The following is a 15068-nucleotide window of genomic DNA, read 5'->3' as shown; positions in this document are numbered from 1 at the left end:
GTGCTTTTCTCATCGCGGGTTTGCAGACCCGTTGCCACCCGTTGTCGGTGGCGCGCCATGGTGTTTACGCGGTCGCATCGAATGCAAATGGAAATTCGCGAAGAAATCGCGTGATTCGAGAGCGAAGAACTATTGTTGCACGCGCCATTCGTGCAGCACGCGACGCCACAAGACGCATTCGTGCAGATGCTCTGCTTATTGCGAATCAAAGTGGCGCAATCGCCCGTGCCGCAAACGAATAGTGCGATGGCTTTCTTTGCAACAGTTCTTAGTCCGCACTGGGTGGCCACCCCGCCTGATCTGCCGCGTGGTCCGAAAATCGGTTCAAACCCGACACCGCAAGTAGGCATCGCTTCCTTAGCCGACGCCTTCCTCAACGGCTGACGCATTCCCTACCAACAGCTCAATCATCGCCCGCGCCGCCGCCGACTGCCGCCGATGCGGCGCATAGATCACCGAGAACGGCCGCGATCTACCCCGCAGCTGCGGCAACACCTCCACCAGCTGCCCACGCTGCAACCGCTCGCGAACGATGAACGCATAGCTCTGGCAGATGCCGATGCTCTGTTCGGCCAGCGACACCACGCCCAGCACATCGTCGGAGGTCTCGATGGACGAACGCGGCAACCAGTCCACGTCGCGCCCGTCGTCGCGGAATATCCACGGCGCCAGCCGTCCGGTGCGCGGCATCACGAAGGGCAGGCACAGGTGCTGCTGCAGGTCGTCCAGCGTCTGCGGCGTGCCGTGGCGCTGAAGGTAGTCCGGCGCGGCCACCAGCAGCAGTGGGGCGTCTTCCAGCTTGCGCCCCACCAGCCCGCTGTCCGGCAGCTGGCCCAAGCGGATGGCCAGGTCGAAGCCTTCGGCCACCAGGTCCACGTTGCGGTTGGTGATGTTCAGTTCCACCTGCACCTGCGGGTACTGCTGCGCAAAGCGCGCCAGCACGGGCGGCAGCCGGTAGTGGCCATAGGTGGTGGGCACGCTCAGGCGCACGCGGCCGGCCAGCGCACCGTCCTGGGCCAGTACGTCGCGCTCGGCGTCGTCCAGCAGGCCGAAGGCGGTGCGCACCTGTTCCTGGTAGAGCCGCCCGGCGTCGGTCAGGCCCACGCGGCGGGTGGTCCGCTGCAGCAGCTGCCGGCCCAGCCGCGCTTCCAGGCGGGTGACCGCGCGGCTCAGCACCGAGGGCGTGGTGGAGAGCGCCACCGCGCCGGCGGTGAACGAGCCGTGCTCGACCACCGCTAGGAACACCTCCACATCGCCCAGGTAGTCGAACTTGCGGCTCATTTGGCTCTCCGGGGAACAGATGTTTTGCGATGGGGCCAATTTATCGCCGCTGGGGCGATGAATAAAGTAGCGACCATTCCCCGATAGGAGCTCCCCATGAACCTGATGACCCGGCTGGCCGCCGCGCTGGCCCTGACCCTTGCCACGACCGGCGCGCATGCCGCCAACGTGCTGGTGGTGCTGTCCGACGAAAACCACCTGGACCTGAAGGACGGCAAGGTGCTGTCCACCGGCTTCTATCTCAACGAGTTGATGCAGCCGGTCAAGCTGCTGCTGGACGCCGGCCATGAGGTGACCTTCGCCACGCCGCAGGGGCGGGCGCCGACGGTGGATGTGTCCTCGGTGACGGCGGCGTACTTCGGCAACGACACCGCGCAGCTGACGCTGCACAAGGACCTGCTGGAGAAACTGGCGCTGACCTCGCCGACCGCCTCGCCGGTGGTCAGCCTGGCGCGCGTCGAGCAGCAGGGCTACGCGCGTTTCGATGCGGTCTACATTCCCGGTGGCCACGCACCGATGCAGGACCTGCTGAAGAACCCGGCGCTGGGCCGGTTGCTGGCCGACTTCCACCAGCGCAGCAAGACCACCGCCCTGGTCTGCCATGGGCCGATCGCGCTGCTGTCCACGCTGCCGGATGCTGAGGGCTTCGTGGCGAAGCTGGAAGCGGGTGCGACGCCGGCTACGCCGAAGTGGATTTACAGCGGCTACCAGATGACGGTGATCAGCAACCAGGAAGAAGAGCAGGCCAAGCCGCTGCTGGGCGGCGGTGAGATGAAGTTCTACCCGCAGACCGCGTTGCAGCGGGCGGGTGCGCGGTTCAGCAGCAATGCCACGCCGTGGACCGGGCATGTGGTGGTGGACCGCGAGCTGATTACCGGGCAGAACCCGGCTTCGGCGCTGGAGGTGGGGCAGCGGTTGGTGGAGCGGTTGAAGTAAGTCGGTTTCTTCATCGCATGCTGCGCCGTGGCACCATGGCGGACCGGCTTCGTCCTTTGGGGCGAGGTCGGTTTTCCAGGGAAGCCAATCACTACGACATGCAAACGTCCATCCGCTTCATTCTCTCCGCGCTGTGCCTGACCCTGCTATCTGGTTGTGCCAGTGGGCCGGACTACCACCATTCCAATCGCGAGATTACCGGCGCGTTCGTGGCCGACGACGGCAAGCTGTACCTGCTGCCGGTCTATGACGAGCCGATGCGCTTCGACGCGGCGCCGTTCCGTGATTACCGTGCGCTGATGGACAGCCCGCTGCGCGAGGCCGTGGTCTGCGCGCAGCTGTATTTCCGTGAGGACTGGCGCGTGCCGGCCGACAGGACCAAGGTGCATGGCAGCTACGCGCTGCTGCTGCGGCCGGAGCAGGTGACGCCGGAACAGGCCGCGCAGTTCAAGCTGGAGCGATTGGAGATCAGCCCGCGGGTGGCCAAGGCCATCGATGGGTTGACGCGCCGGCCGTACATCCTCGAAGCCCGGACCCGTTACGAGCTGGCGGCCAACCCGGACTGCAATCTTTCCAAGCAGGGCGGCAGCTACTACAGCGCGCTGTTCGAGAGTGATGGCGAGCGGGTGAACTTGCCGGACGCTGCTGCGCTGGCAGCGAAGGCGAAGCTGACGCCGTCGATTACCGCGCGGGCTGAGCGGATTCGGCCAGACGATACGGACAAGCCGGGGGTTGGGACGACGGCCGGGAAGGTGCTGGGCGCGGCGTTGGTGCCTGTGGCAGTGCCGGTGTTTGTGTTGAGCCTGCCGTTTTTGGGGCCGGATCATTGGAAGTGATGGGTTGAAGCCAAAGCATCCACGCATGGCGTGGATCTACTGGGCGTCGCCAATGCCTGAAAGTTTATCGTGGAGATCTGTGTGGCAAGCACATTGGAAGGTGTTTTGAAGACCGTGGGCTTCATTGTCCTTGCGGCGCTTCCGTTGGTGAGCCTTTGGTTCATCCTTCGGCGAATGTCAGCGACCGCGCGTTCCGCGTTGGGATCAGGGTTGCGTTTGAATCCCCCTCGCCGGATTTCCGGCACGTCCATGACCTTGGTGATGGTGGATGGAAAGGAGGATCGGGAGCACTACTTCTTTGATGCGGAATCTTTTTACATGCGGCGGGGGCCGATGCCCACGGTTGTTCCGCTGTCGCAGATCACCTCCGTCACCCGAACCTCCGATGTCATCTACGGGCGCTATGTCTGGCAGGTGTGCTTCAGTAAAGCATCGGGAAGAAAGAGCGTAACGTTCACCAACAACCTGACGCTGTTCAACCGCGATTTTCTGCTCTTCCTGGAGGCGGTGCGGAAAGCCAATCCCCTGGCGACCGTTGAGCGAGCGGGCGTCCTCTTCTAACCGTGGTCCGCGACATGGGTAGCGCCATTCAAGGGGGCGGGCCCGTGAGGCTACACTGGCCACATACGCCCGATGGAAGCTCGCCCATGTTCAACGGAAAGGTTGCGGTAGTCACCGGCTCCACCAGCGGTATCGGTCTTGGCATTGCCACCGCACTGGCGCGACAGGGCGCCGACATCGTGTTGAATGGATTTGGCGATGCGGCGGAGATCGAACGCATACGGTCCAGCCTGGAAGCCGAGTTCGGTGTGCGGGTAGCGCATGATGGCGCCGACCTTTCCCGTGGTGAGGCGGTGCGGGGCATGATCACCCACGCTGTTGCGAAGATGGGGCGCATCGACATTCTGGTGAACAACGCGGGCATCCAGCACACCGCGTCGATCGAGGAATTTCCCGTAGCGAAGTGGGATGCGATCCTCGCGCTGAATCTGTCGGCGGTGTTCCACTCAACGGCGGCGGCCTTGCCTTACATGAAGCAGCAGGGTGCCGGCCGCATCATCAACATCGCGTCGGTGCACGGGCTGGTGGGCTCGGTGAACAAGTCGGCCTATGTGGCGGCCAAGCATGGCGTTGTGGGGCTCACCAAGGTGACCGCGCTGGAGAATGCGGGCACTGGCATCACTGCCAATGCCATCTGCCCGGGGTGGGTGCGAACGGCGCTGGTCGAGCAGCAGATCACGGCATTGGCCGAGAAGGACGGCAAGGATCAGGAATCCGCGGCGCGCGCGCTGCTGGCCGAGAAGCAGCCTTCGTTGCAGTTCGTGACGCCTGAGCAGCTGGGGGAGATGGTGGTGTTCCTGGCCTCGGATGCTGCGGCTCAGATTACGGGCACGGCGCTGCCGGTGGATGGTGGCTGGACGGCGCGGTAGCTGGCTGGCCGCTCGCCGGGCATGGCCCGGCGCTACCGTGAGGTTGGCGCGGTGGTTCGGTGTTATCGAAGCCGCGTTGGATCGATCAGGGGAATCTCGCCGAGCGCGCCTAGCGTGATGTGATGGCTGCAGAACCCGAACGGGATATCCGAGGCGGGCCGCACCTTGTGGCGTGGCACGCTTTCGATTTCCCGCACCTCGTCGACGGCCAGAGCGAAGGTCTCCGCGCCGGCCTGCACCAGCAGCATGGCTGGGCAACCGTGGCCGAACGCGGTCAAGCCGATGGCCTGGCGCAGGTCGACCACCGGCAGGGCGTGGCCGCGCACGGTGAGGTGCGGGCGCGTGCCACTGCCGGGGCGATCAAAGGCTTCCGGGCCACGGATTTCAATCGCGGCGTCGACATCGATGGCAAACAGGTGGGTACCGGCCCGCACAACAACAACTTCAATGAAGGCCGGCGACGACGGGGCCGGTTCACCGGCCGAAGGGGAGGAGGGCTGCAAGAGGGACCTGTGGAAGGGTATTTAGACTGCGTCGCAATGATGCCGTGTTGACGTGGTGTAACGCGTGCTTGACGGGTGAGCGGCCAACACGCGTTGCATGCGTCGTTCAGCGGAATCAAGGCGCCTTCACGGGTTGGCTTGGGCCGTGGGCGGATTGCCAGACATGGGCTGGCACTACTGGGGTTTGGCGAAGACGTCCAGGCCTTTGCCGGTTTCCAGCAACGACTTCAGGCTCGACAACACGATCGGCCAGCCCTGGCGGATGCCGGTATCCATGCCGCTGCCCGGTTCCAGCTCGTCATGGGTCACCGTCAGCTTGACCATGTCCTCATAGGGCACGATCTCGAACGTCACGCGGCTGTAGGCCTTCGGGTTGTCCGCCTGCGAAGCGGCCGCCCAGGTGATCACCAGCCGCGAGGGTGGGGTGTTTTCCACCACTTCGCCGACCAGCTCGACCTTGCGTTCGTCGTTGGCGCGCACGTGCTGCCAGCGCGAACCGGGTGTCCAGTCCGAGACGTTTTCATGGCCCCAGTAGGTGCGGGCAATCTCCGGCCGGGTGATGGCCTCGAACACCTTCTGCGGCGTGGAGGCGATATAGATCACGTGGATGAAACGGGTGGATTCAGCGCTCATCGTCATTCTCCTTCCAGTTCCTGTTTGAGGTCATGCAGCAGGCTCAGGCGCTGCTGCTCGAACTTGCGTACCCAGCGCGTATAGACGTCGTGCAGTGGCACGGGGTTGATGAAGTGCAGCTTCTCGCGGCCGCGCCTGACGGTGCTGATCAGGTTGGCGTCTTCCAGCAGGCCCAGGTGCTGGGTAACCGATTGCCGGGCCATCTGCAGGTGCTCGCACAGCTGCCCCAGCGACTGTCCGTTGCACTCGCACAGCAGGTCCAGCAGCGTGCGGCGCGTGGGGTCGGCCAGTGCCTTGAACACCTTGTCTGCATCCATGGGCGCCTTCAGTTCCAGTTGTCGATCTTGATGTCGTGCGGGCTGGGCTGGCCGTGGCCGGTTTCCAGGAGGGATTTCAGGCTCATCAGGAAGATGGCCCATTTGGTGCTGCAGTGGTGCATGAACTCCACAGGTTCCTGCCAGCCTTCGTGAGTGAACAGCACGATGCTGTAGTCGCCGTCCTGGTGCAGGGCAAAACGCGCGGTGGTGCCGATCCATTCCGGTGGGCCGTCGATGAATTCCCACAGCACCAGCTCGCTTGGCTGCAGTTGCAGAAGCTCCATCTTCATGGCGCCGATCTGCACGCCGTTGGCGGTGAAGCGGGCGGTGACGGTGCCGCCGACGTGGCGGTCGCCGGTGGTGTCTTCGGCCCACCAGGCGGCGATGCCTTCGGGGCTGGCCAGGGCCTGGTAGACCTGGGCCGATGGGGCGTTGATGCCGACTCTGTGCGCGATATCCACCATGACTGCGGCTCCACGGTGGGCGGCAGGATGCCGTCCGTGGGATCACAATAGGCAGGTAGATGCCTGCATGTCAACTCCACCGCCGTGGAGTCTGGGCCGGTGGATGCGGCGCCATGGATATTCGCTGTGGTAGTGCCGGCCGCTGGCCGGCAACCAGGGGAAGGTGGGTGATTTCAGTTGCCGGCCAGCGGCCGGCACTACCGGTTAGCGGCGCGCAATGGACTTTTGGCCGTGGTGGCGACGGCTGCGCGGCGGCATTCTGGGCGGAGCTGGGTGATTGCAGTCGTTCGGATTCGTTGAATGAAAGGAGCACTACGCGTGACTGATACAGGAAGAGATGCGCTGACGATCCGTCGCGCCAGTGTGGCCGATGCGGCTGCGGTGCTGGGCTTGTTCGATGAGGTGATTGCGTGGTTCGTCGCCATCGGCAATCCGCAGCAGTGGGGCACCGAGGCCTGGTCGTCCATTCCGCGCCGTATCACCCAGGTGACCGATGCCTGCGCGCTGCCCGGTGCGTGGGTGGCGGAAACCGCGCAGGGCGAGGTGCGTGCGTTCCTGGCGTTGGGCGAGGCCATGCCGTATGTGCCTGCGGCGACCGAACCCGAGTTGTACGTGCGCGTGCTGATTGCTTCGCGCGATGCGCGGGTGCGTGGTATCGGCCGTCGCTTGATGGCGTTCGCCGACGAGCAGGCACGCGCGGCGGGCTTGGATTACCTGCGGGTGGATTGCTATGGCGGCGGCAGTGGTGAGCTGGTGCGCTTCTACGAATCGTGCGGCTACGAACGTTTGTCGACCTTCAACGTGGATGGCTGGCCGGGACAGGTGTTGGGTCGCCGCCTGTGAGGTAGCTGCGTCACTGCGTCGCAGTCTCTCTGCAGGATGCGGTACATCGGTTCAGCGCTAGAGTGGGCATACCCCATCCAGGAAGGAGACGCGCATGTATTACAGCAGTGGCAATTACGAGGCCTTCGCACGCCCGCGCAAGCCGGCCGGCGTGGACAACAAGACGGCGTGGTTCGTCGGCTCGGGCCTGGCTTCGCTGGCCGGTGCGGCGTTCCTGGTGCGCGATGGGCGCATGCCAGGCGAGCGCATCACCATTCTGGAGCAGCAGCAGATTGCCGGTGGCGCGCTGGATGGCCTGAAGGTGCCGGAGAAGGGTTTCGTGATCCGCGGCGGCCGCGAGATGGAAGACCATTTCGAGTGCCTGTGGGATCTGTTCCGCTCGATTCCGTCGCTGGAAATAGACGATGCCAGCGTGCTGGACGAGTTCTATTGGCTGAACAAGGACGACCCGAACTATTCGCTGCAGCGTGCCACCGTCAACCGGGGCGAGGATGCGCATACCGATGGCCTGTTCACCCTGAGCGAGCAGGCGCAGAAGGACATCATCGCGCTGTTCCTGGCTACCCGGCAGGAGATGGAGAACAAGCGCATCAACGAGGTGCTGGGCCGCGATTTCCTGGACAGCAATTTCTGGCTGTACTGGCGCACGATGTTCGCGTTCGAGGAATGGCACTCGGCGCTGGAGATGAAGCTCTACCTGCATCGCTTCATCCACCATATCGGTGGGCTGCCGGACTTCTCTGCGCTGAAGTTCACCAAGTACAACCAGTACGAATCGCTGGTGCTGCCGCTGGTGAAGTGGCTGCAGGAGCACGGCGTGCGGTTCCAGTACGGCACTGAAGTGACCGATGTGGACTTCGTGCGGCAGGAAGGGCGCAAGCAGGCCACGCGCATCCACTGGACGCGGGATGGCCAGGCCGGCGGCATGGACCTGGGCGCGGACGATCTGCTGTTCATGACGATCGGCTCGCTCACCGAGAATTCCGACAACGGCGACCACCACACTGCTGCGCGCTTGAATGAAGGCCCGGCACCGGCGTGGGACCTGTGGCGACGCATCGCGGCCAAGGATGCGGCGTTCGGACGTCCGGATGTATTCGGCGCGCATATACCGGAAACCAAGTGGGAATCGGCAACGGTGACCACGCTGGACGCGCGCATTCCAGCGTACATCGAAAAGATCGCCAAGCGCGATCCGTTCAGTGGCAGGGTGGTGACCGGCGGCATCGTGAGCGTGCGCGATTCGCGCTGGCTGATGAGCTGGACGGTGAACCGCCAGCCGCACTTCAAGAACCAGCCGAAGGACCAGATCGTGGTCTGGGTGTACTCGCTGTTCGTGGATACGCCGGGCGATTACGTGAACAAGCCGATGCAGGACTGCACGGGCGAGGAGATCACCCGCGAGTGGCTGTACCACCTGGGTGTGCCGGTGGAAGAGATCGACGAGCTGGCGGCGACCGGGGCGAAGACGGTGCCGGTGATGATGCCGTACATCACCGCGTTCTTCATGCCGCGCCAGGCCGGTGACCGCCCGGACGTGGTGCCGGAGGGCGCGGTGAATTTCGCCTTCATCGGCCAGTTTGCCGAATCGAAGCAGCGCGACTGCATCTTCACCACCGAGTATTCGGTGCGTACGCCGATGGAAGCGGTGTACACGCTGCTGGGCATCGAGCGCGGCGTGCCGGAGGTGTTCAATTCCACCTACGACGTGCGCACGCTGCTGGCGGCGACCGGCCGCCTGCGCGATGGCAAGGAGCTGGACATTCCAGGGCCGGCGTTCCTGCGCAACCTGCTGATGAACAAGCTGGACAAGACCCAGATCGGTGGGCTGCTGCGTGAGTTCAAGCTGGTGCAGGACGACTGAGCGAGCGGGCCGTAGGTGGCGCCGGGCCATGCCCGGCGGCTTCTTTCGGCACCGCTTCGCTCGCCGGGCATGGCCCGGCGCTACCGCAACGCTGCGCCATCGGTTGAGCGGCTGAGGTATTCCCAGGTATCGATGCTGTCAGCCATCGATGCCAGCTTGCCGCGTACCAGTTGCAGGGCATCGCTGCCCAACAGCAGGTGCGTCGGTGGGTTGGGGTTGTCGATCACCTGCAGCATGGCCTGCGCGGCCTTGATCGGGTCGCCCAGCTGATGGCCACTCTTTTCCTCGCGTGCGCGGCGGATCGGGTCGAACAGCGCGTCGTAGTCGCCGATGCTGCGCGAGGCCCGCACCATCGAACGACCGGCCCAATCGGTGCGGAACGAACCCGGCGCGACAGCGGTCACGTGGATGCCGAACGGCGCGACTTCCTTGCCCAGCACCTCGCTGATGCCTTCCAGCGCGAACTTGCTGCCGCAGTACCAGGCGATGCCGGGCAGGGTGATGAAGCCGCCCATGGAGGTGATGTTGAGGATGTGGCCGCGACGGCGCGCGCGCATGTGCGGCAGCACGGCCTTGATCAGCGCGGCAGGACCGAACACGTTCACTTCGAACTGATGGCGCAGTTCGTCCAGCGTTGATTCTTCGAGGATGCCTTCGTGGCCGTAGCCGGCGTTGTTGACCAGCACGTCGATGGCGCCGATGTCGGCTTCGACGCTGGCCACCAATGCATCGATGGCGGCGGCGTCGGTGACGTCCAACAGGCGGCCGAAGGCGTGACCCGGCGCGAGGGCTTCGAAATCCTGACGGGCGGTTTCGCTGCGCACGGTGCCGACCACACGATGGCCGGCCAGCAGGGCCTGCTGGGCCAGGGCGCGGCCGAAGCCGCTGCTGACGCCGGTGACGAGGAGGAGGCGGGATACGGTCATGGCTGAGGGCTCGTGGCTGGGGTCTTGCACGTTAGTGGTTGAGTGCGGGGCAGCCCAGGCCTAAGATTCGGTCGTTCTTGCCTATTTCTATGGGGCGCCCGATGCGATTGACCGATGATCCGCTGCAGCATCCCGCACAGGCGCGCATGGTCGGCCTGTTGCAGGCGCTGGCCGTGGACGAGGGCTACACGCTGACGGCAGTGCCCGGTGTGCGGCTGCTGCGCTCGAACCGGCCACTGGCGCGCACGCCGGTGCTGTACGACCCGGGCATCGTGATCGTCTGCCAGGGCGTGAAGCGCGGGTATCTGGGCGGGCAGGTCTACCAGTACGACGCGCAGCACTACTTGGCGGTGTCGGTGCCGGTGCCGTTCACCATGGAAACCGAGGCCACGGCGGAGGCACCGCTGCTGGCGATCTACCTGCATCTGGACCTGCAACTGGCGGCGGATCTGCTGATTGAACTGGGCGAGCGCGCCGCCAGCACTGAAGTGCCCGCACAGAGCATGATGTCCAGCCCGATGCAGGGCGCGATGCAGGCCACCGTGCTGCGCTTGCTGGAAGCGCTGGCCGATCCGTTGGAGGCAGACGTGTTGGGCCCCTCGCTGGTGCGCGAGCTGTATTTCCGGGTGCTGACCGGCGCACAGGGTGGGGCGATGCGCGAGGCGCTGGCCATGCGCGGGCGCTTCGGCCGCATCGGCAAAGTGCTGCGGCATATCCATGCGGCCTATTCGACGGCGCTGGATGTTGATGCACTGGCCGCGCAGGCGGAGATGAGCGTGGCCACGTTCCATGATCACTTCCGCAGCATTACCGGCACCTCGCCGATGCAGTACGTGAAGTCCACGCGGCTGCACCAGGCGCGGCTGCTGATGCTGCGGCAGGGCATGACGGCTGAGGCGGCATCGTTGGCGGTGGGGTACGCCAGCCCGTCGCAGTTCAATCGGGAGTTCAAGCGCCTGTTCGGGTTGCCGCCGGCGGCCGAGGTGGCGCGCATGCGGCGAAGTTTTGCGTTGCCGCCGGCGCCGGCCGATGCGGTGTATGTGTCTTCGCATTGACCGCTACGCTCGCCGGGCATGGCCCGGCGCTACCAGGGAAGCCCGTGTCAGGTAGCGCCGGGCCATGCCCGGCGAACGAGGCGGTTGACAGGGAGTCTACCTACTAGTAGGTTTGCATCCATGAAAGAGTCACTCTCCCCCAAGGCCCACGAGATCCTGGCCCAGGCCCGTTCGCTGCTTGAGGCTGGTGGCTACAACGGTTTCAGCTATGCCGATGTGTCCGCGCGGGTGAACATCAGCAAGGCCAGCATCCACCACCATTTCCCCAGCAAGGCCGACCTGGTGCGCACCGTGATGGAGCTGTACCGGGCGGAGGCACGCGAGGGCCTGGCACTGCTGGATCGGCAATTGGGCGACCCTTTGCAGGAGCTCAATGCCTACGTGGACTACTGGTCGACCTGCATTGCCGGTGGCACGGCGTCGTTCTGCATCTGCGCGATGCTGGCTGCCGAGATGCCGATGATTCCGGTGGAAGTTGCCGACGAAGTGCGCGGGCACTTCGAGGATCTGACCAGCTGGCTGACCGTGACGCTGGAGAAGGGCGTGGCCTGCGGCCAGCTGCGCCTGCAGGGCACGCCTGCCGACGAGGCGAAGGCCTTCATGGCGTCGGTGCATGGCGCGATGCTGGCGGCGCGCGGTTTTGGTGATGCAGCGACGTTCGCGGCGCTGGCACGGTTGTCGATTGCCCGGGTGAGCGCGGCGGTCTGAGTGATTCCGGGAAGGCCTGCGCGAAGCGGGTCTTCTTTTTGTCCATTGCACCTACCTACTAGTAGGTTCATAACTCCAGCAGAGGTTGCCATGAGTCATCCGCTTTCTCCCTTGGGCGTCGTACACACCGCGATCAGCCTGATTCCCATCGTCGCCGGCGTTTACGGATTCATCCGCTACCGCGCCATTGATCCGGCTACGCGCGCGGGCAAGCTTTATTTGCTGGGATTGGTGCTGTCGGTGGTGACGTCGTTCACCGTCTCCAGCACCGGGGGCCTCAATCCAGGCCATGCGTTTGGCGTGGTGATCCTGCTGATTGCATTCGGTGGGGTGCTGGCGGCGCGGCTGCGGTTCCTTGGCCGGTTGGCGCCCTATCTGTCCACGTTCGCGCTGTCTTTCAGCTTCCTGCTGTCGTTGGTGCCGGGCGTGAATGAAACGCTGACGCGGTTGCCGGTGGCGCATCCGATTGCGGCTGCGCCGCTGGCGCCGGTGATCCTGCAGACGTTGCTGGGGTGTGCGGCGCTGTTTGCGATCGGCTTCGTGGCGCAGTGCTGGCGGATACATGCGCGCAACGCACGCGCACGCGGCTGACGCTGCGCGGGACAGTCCAGGTGATCAGTCTGCCAGCGGTGCTGGTGCATCTTCGCCGTAAGTGGCGTTGGCGCTGCCGCAGGTCGCGTACGCCGCTGCGTTGGCAGGCAGGCCGGTCGCCTTGATGGCACGCCGCGAATCGCCGTTGGACACTTCCACGTAGCGCTCTGCTGCCAGCGTGTCGTCGGGCAGAACGTAAAGCAGCACGCGCTGCAGGGTGGATTGGCCGTCCAATGGCTGCGGCTGGCGGAATGCGGGAACCTGCACGCGCGCGCTGTGCCATTCCTGCGGTGCGGCGGCAGTCTGCCAGCGAACCTGCAGCGGCTGGTCGAGATTCAACAGCGCGACACCGGTGGCGTGGTTGGACGCCGTGCACGCAGCGGGGGGCGCAGCAATGGGCGCGATGGCGTCGTCGCCGATGTCCAGCGTCGCGCCGTTGATTTCCAGGCGCACGATCGGCGCGGCGCCGTAGTTGTGCGTCCTGAACTGCACCAGCCCTTCCACGCGGCTGCGCTCGAGCTCGTATTCGGTAGCGCCGGCCAGACGCGCCAGCGCGGGGGCAACCTCGACGTGGTCGGCATAGTGGTAGTAGATGTGCACGATGTCCGGCCCCCCCGATGTGCCCCACACGGGGGTGAGCGCTTTGGTATCCGGATAGGACTGGCGACGCAGGGGCAGGCGGGTGCCGGTGCCCCCGGGCGGGGCGCCGTAATGGTAGTGCTCGATGCCTGGTTTCAGTCGTGCGTTGTCGTAGGGGAAGGCGCTGTCTGCATCGGACTGTGCGTTCGGGTAGCGGTGGAAGGCAACGAAGCGCTCGGGACTATCGCCTTGCATCGGCAGGTCGGGCCCGGCACCGGAGTAGGTGGAGGCATAGGGTGAGGTGTCCAGCCACAGTGCATTGCCACTGAGGTTGATGTGCGTTTCGGCGATGGCTGCGCGTGAGCCGCCGGTGGTGGTGTCCACGGTACTGTGCAGCGCGTGCCCCAGCGGAACGATGAGCAGGGCGAGGACAGTGGGCAGGAACATCAGGGCATGCACGCCGCCCGGCACGTGTCCGCGCTCGCGCACCATGTAACGGATCCAGGCCAGCAGGAGCACCAGCAGCAGCGGCACGCCAACCCACAGCGCGAGGGTGACCAACGCCACTACGCCCCAGCCGAGATTCGGGGTGCAGACTGCGATCAGGCCGAGCGCTGCGAGGAAACTGGCCAGTACCAGCGAAACGCCGATACCGAAGCGGTAGTTCCTGTACGGGGTAGCAGTCATCACCGTTCCATCGGCAGGCCGGGGCGTGCCTGCATCTTGCCGGGTGGATGGCTGCGTGGAAAGACCGGGCTGCTGTCAGCAGCCCACCAGCCGGTCGGCGCTGATGCCACTGCGATGCTGGTTGCGGTATTCGATGGGGCTGGCGTCGACCATGCTGCGGAAGTGCCGACGGAACGATTCCTGCGAACCAAAGCCCGCCTGTTCGGCCACCCATTGCAGTGGGCGGTCGGTGGTTTCCAGCAGTTCGCGTGCGTAGGCCACGCGCTCGCGGATCAGCCAGTCGATGGGCGACAGGCCGGTGGCTTCGAGGAACTGGCGCTGCAGGGTGCGCTGGCTCAGCGCGGCCTGTTCGGCGAGGCTGCCCAGCGAATGCGGTTCGCGCAGATTGCGCCGCATCCATTCCATCAGTTTGGCCAGCCGCGTGGGCTCGCCCAGCGGGATCGCGCGGCTGACGCGCTGGCTGCGTTCGGCATCGCGCCACGGCGCCAGCACCAGTCGTTCGGCGACCAGGTTGGCTACGCGCGCGCCGTAATCCTTGCGCACCATGTGCAGCATCATGTCCATGCCGGTGGCCGACCCGGCCGAGGTGATGATGCTGCCGGCGTCCACATACAGCACGTCGTCGCGTACGTGGATGCGTGGGAATTCGCGGGCCAGCGTTTCGGTGAGCCGCCAGTGGGTGGTGGCCTGGCAGCCATCGAGCAGGCCGGCCCACGCAAGCACGAATGCACCGGAGCAGATGGAGGTGATGCGTGCGCCGCGCGCGTGGGCACGGGTGAGGGCATCGAGCAGCGCCTGCGGTGGGCGCTCGCTGGGTTCGCGCCAGCCGGGAATGACGATGATGTCGGCGTCGTCGACCGCACTCAGATCGTAGGGCAGCTGCACCTGTGCACTGCCGAGCATGCGCAGCGCACCGGGCTCGCCAGCGCAGAGCTGGGTGCGGTACCAGGCCACGCCCAGTTCGGAGCGGATGGGCGCGAACAGACCGACCGCGCAGCCGAATTCGAACAGGCCCTGGCCGTGGCAGGCCACGATGGCGACGGTGGGCGCGTTCGGTTCGGCAGGCAGGGTGGGCATGGCTTGATGCTACCGACGCAGCCGCGTGCCGCTGAGTGGCGCGCGGGCATGAGGTGATGCCCGCGGGGTATATGGAGCGGTCGCTCCCTTCTTGTAGAGCCGAGCCCACGCTCGGCTCAAAACCGGAAGGGGGGGGATGCATTCTGACGCGGTCGCGAAGAGCAGCCGAGCGTGGGCTCGGCTCTACAGACAGTAGTGCACCGGCGCGGCCGCCTAACCTCATTACCAGCAGTCATGTGGCTGGCGCGATGTGACGGTCACATGACGCGATATCCGCTGTTGCGCGTTGGGCGTGGGCCCTTGAATGGAGGTGTGTCTCCGGCCCACCCCCACGAGCC

17 protein-coding genes are annotated in these 15068 nt (G+C 65.3%); 9 read left to right on the top strand and 8 right to left on the bottom strand.

What is annotated here, in order from left to right:
* Positions 1-357: 357 nt before the first annotated feature.
* Positions 358-1281 (bottom strand): LysR family transcriptional regulator, encoded by a 924-nt coding sequence (locus GIW57_RS14745; RefSeq protein ID WP_236511763.1) that lies wholly within the window; start codon positions 1279-1281, stop codon positions 358-360.
* 96 nt (positions 1282-1377) lie between these two features.
* On the opposite strand from GIW57_RS14745, the gene GIW57_RS14740 reads away from it, so the two are divergent.
* The 4 genes from GIW57_RS14740 (at position 1378) to GIW57_RS14725 (ending at position 4483) form a co-directional block, all read left to right on the top strand.
* Positions 1378-2217, top strand: a complete 840-nt coding sequence (locus GIW57_RS14740) for a type 1 glutamine amidotransferase domain-containing protein (protein WP_236511761.1) — start codon at positions 1378-1380, stop codon at positions 2215-2217.
* Positions 2218-2315: 98 nt separating this feature from the next.
* A complete protein-coding gene (locus tag GIW57_RS14735) occupies positions 2316-3053 on the top strand; it encodes a hypothetical protein (protein ID WP_236511781.1) in 738 nt (245 codons plus the stop codon).
* Between the two features lie 81 nt (positions 3054-3134).
* On the top strand, positions 3135-3614 hold the full coding sequence (locus tag GIW57_RS14730; protein ID WP_236511759.1) for a hypothetical protein: 480 nt from the start codon (positions 3135-3137) through the stop codon (positions 3612-3614).
* Between the two features lie 86 nt (positions 3615-3700).
* The gene (locus GIW57_RS14725; RefSeq protein WP_236511757.1) at positions 3701-4483 is read left to right on the top strand and encodes a 3-hydroxybutyrate dehydrogenase; all 783 of its coding nucleotides are present in this window, start codon (positions 3701-3703) and stop codon (positions 4481-4483) included.
* A 62-nt stretch (positions 4484-4545) separates the two neighbouring features.
* Here the strand turns inward: GIW57_RS14725 and GIW57_RS14720 are convergent, their stop codons facing one another.
* The 4 genes from GIW57_RS14720 to GIW57_RS14705 all read right to left on the bottom strand — a co-directional run bounded on the left by GIW57_RS14720 (position 4546) and on the right by GIW57_RS14705 (position 6400).
* A complete protein-coding gene (locus tag GIW57_RS14720) occupies positions 4546-4986 on the bottom strand; it encodes a chemotaxis protein CheW (protein ID WP_236511755.1) in 441 nt (146 codons plus the stop codon).
* Positions 4987-5160: 174 nt separating this feature from the next.
* Positions 5161-5619, bottom strand: a complete 459-nt coding sequence (locus GIW57_RS14715) for an SRPBCC family protein (RefSeq protein ID WP_127564747.1) — start codon at positions 5617-5619, stop codon at positions 5161-5163.
* A gap of 2 nt (positions 5620-5621) precedes the next feature.
* Positions 5622-5936, bottom strand: coding sequence for a metalloregulator ArsR/SmtB family transcription factor (locus tag GIW57_RS14710; protein ID WP_236511753.1), 315 nt, complete (start codon positions 5934-5936; stop codon positions 5622-5624).
* An 8-nt stretch (positions 5937-5944) separates the two neighbouring features.
* Positions 5945-6400: an SRPBCC domain-containing protein gene (locus tag GIW57_RS14705; RefSeq protein ID WP_236511751.1), complete on the bottom strand. Its 456-nt coding sequence runs from the start codon at positions 6398-6400 to the stop codon at positions 5945-5947.
* A 318-nt stretch (positions 6401-6718) separates the two neighbouring features.
* Between GIW57_RS14705 and GIW57_RS14700 the strand changes: the two genes are divergently transcribed.
* Positions 6719-7243 (top strand): GNAT family N-acetyltransferase, encoded by a 525-nt coding sequence (locus GIW57_RS14700; RefSeq protein ID WP_236511749.1) that lies wholly within the window; start codon positions 6719-6721, stop codon positions 7241-7243.
* A 94-nt stretch (positions 7244-7337) separates the two neighbouring features.
* Positions 7338-9107: an oleate hydratase gene (locus tag GIW57_RS14695; protein ID WP_236511748.1), complete on the top strand. Its 1770-nt coding sequence runs from the start codon at positions 7338-7340 to the stop codon at positions 9105-9107.
* A gap of 80 nt (positions 9108-9187) precedes the next feature.
* Here the strand turns inward: GIW57_RS14695 and GIW57_RS14690 are convergent, their stop codons facing one another.
* Positions 9188-10033 carry an oxidoreductase gene (locus GIW57_RS14690; RefSeq protein WP_236511746.1) on the bottom strand — a complete coding sequence of 282 codons (846 nt, stop codon included), beginning with the start codon at positions 10031-10033 and terminating at the stop codon, positions 9188-9190.
* Between the two features lie 101 nt (positions 10034-10134).
* Here GIW57_RS14690 and GIW57_RS14685 point away from each other — a divergent pair, with 101 nt between their 5' ends.
* The 3 genes from GIW57_RS14685 to GIW57_RS14675 all read left to right on the top strand — a co-directional run bounded on the left by GIW57_RS14685 (position 10135) and on the right by GIW57_RS14675 (position 12387).
* On the top strand, positions 10135-11088 hold the full coding sequence (locus GIW57_RS14685) for an AraC family transcriptional regulator (protein WP_236511744.1): 954 nt from the start codon (positions 10135-10137) through the stop codon (positions 11086-11088).
* 120 nt (positions 11089-11208) lie between these two features.
* Positions 11209-11796: a TetR/AcrR family transcriptional regulator gene (locus GIW57_RS14680; protein WP_236511742.1), complete on the top strand. Its 588-nt coding sequence runs from the start codon at positions 11209-11211 to the stop codon at positions 11794-11796.
* Positions 11797-11886: 90 nt separating this feature from the next.
* Positions 11887-12387 (top strand): hypothetical protein, encoded by a 501-nt coding sequence (locus GIW57_RS14675; RefSeq protein WP_236511741.1) that lies wholly within the window; start codon positions 11887-11889, stop codon positions 12385-12387.
* Between the two features lie 24 nt (positions 12388-12411).
* Here the strand turns inward: GIW57_RS14675 and GIW57_RS14670 are convergent, their stop codons facing one another.
* Positions 12412-13653 (bottom strand): hypothetical protein, encoded by a 1242-nt coding sequence (locus tag GIW57_RS14670; protein WP_236511739.1) that lies wholly within the window; start codon positions 13651-13653, stop codon positions 12412-12414.
* Between the two features lie 75 nt (positions 13654-13728).
* Complete coding sequence (locus GIW57_RS14665) at positions 13729-14730, bottom strand: helix-turn-helix domain-containing protein (protein ID WP_236511737.1); 1002 nt, start codon at positions 14728-14730, stop codon at positions 13729-13731.
* Between the last annotated feature and the right edge of the window lie 338 nt (positions 14731-15068).

Source organism: Stenotrophomonas sp. PA-6-5C, from assembly GCF_021605635.1.
In the GTDB taxonomy this organism is placed as follows: domain Bacteria; phylum Pseudomonadota; class Gammaproteobacteria; order Xanthomonadales; family Xanthomonadaceae; genus Stenotrophomonas; species Stenotrophomonas lactitubi.
Note: the sequence above shows the minus strand (reverse complement) of the source record. Positions and strands in the feature narration are given on the sequence as shown.

What these genes read in the sequence shown, in the direction of transcription:
- GIW57_RS14745 (WP_236511763.1), bottom strand. Translation starts at nt 1,281, where the DNA reads ATGAGCCGCAAGTTCGACTACCTGGGCGATGTGGAGGTGTTCCTAGCG.
- GIW57_RS14740 (WP_236511761.1), top strand. Translation starts at nt 1,378, where the DNA reads ATGAACCTGATGACCCGGCTGGCCGCCGCGCTGGCCCTGACCCTTGCC.
- GIW57_RS14735 (WP_236511781.1), top strand. Translation starts at nt 2,316, where the DNA reads ATGCAAACGTCCATCCGCTTCATTCTCTCCGCGCTGTGCCTGACCCTG.
- GIW57_RS14725 (WP_236511757.1), top strand. Translation starts at nt 3,701, where the DNA reads ATGTTCAACGGAAAGGTTGCGGTAGTCACCGGCTCCACCAGCGGTATC.
- GIW57_RS14715 (WP_127564747.1), bottom strand. Translation starts at nt 5,619, where the DNA reads ATGAGCGCTGAATCCACCCGTTTCATCCACGTGATCTATATCGCCTCC.
- GIW57_RS14710 (WP_236511753.1), bottom strand. Translation starts at nt 5,936, where the DNA reads ATGGATGCAGACAAGGTGTTCAAGGCACTGGCCGACCCCACGCGCCGC.
- GIW57_RS14705 (WP_236511751.1), bottom strand. Translation starts at nt 6,400, where the DNA reads ATGGTGGATATCGCGCACAGAGTCGGCATCAACGCCCCATCGGCCCAG.
- GIW57_RS14695 (WP_236511748.1), top strand. Translation starts at nt 7,338, where the DNA reads ATGTATTACAGCAGTGGCAATTACGAGGCCTTCGCACGCCCGCGCAAG.
- GIW57_RS14690 (WP_236511746.1), bottom strand. Translation starts at nt 10,033, where the DNA reads ATGACCGTATCCCGCCTCCTCCTCGTCACCGGCGTCAGCAGCGGCTTC.
- GIW57_RS14685 (WP_236511744.1), top strand. Translation starts at nt 10,135, where the DNA reads ATGCGATTGACCGATGATCCGCTGCAGCATCCCGCACAGGCGCGCATG.
- GIW57_RS14680 (WP_236511742.1), top strand. Translation starts at nt 11,209, where the DNA reads ATGAAAGAGTCACTCTCCCCCAAGGCCCACGAGATCCTGGCCCAGGCC.
- GIW57_RS14675 (WP_236511741.1), top strand. Translation starts at nt 11,887, where the DNA reads ATGAGTCATCCGCTTTCTCCCTTGGGCGTCGTACACACCGCGATCAGC.
- GIW57_RS14670 (WP_236511739.1), bottom strand. Translation starts at nt 13,653, where the DNA reads ATGACTGCTACCCCGTACAGGAACTACCGCTTCGGTATCGGCGTTTCG.
- GIW57_RS14665 (WP_236511737.1), bottom strand. Translation starts at nt 14,730, where the DNA reads ATGCCCACCCTGCCTGCCGAACCGAACGCGCCCACCGTCGCCATCGTG.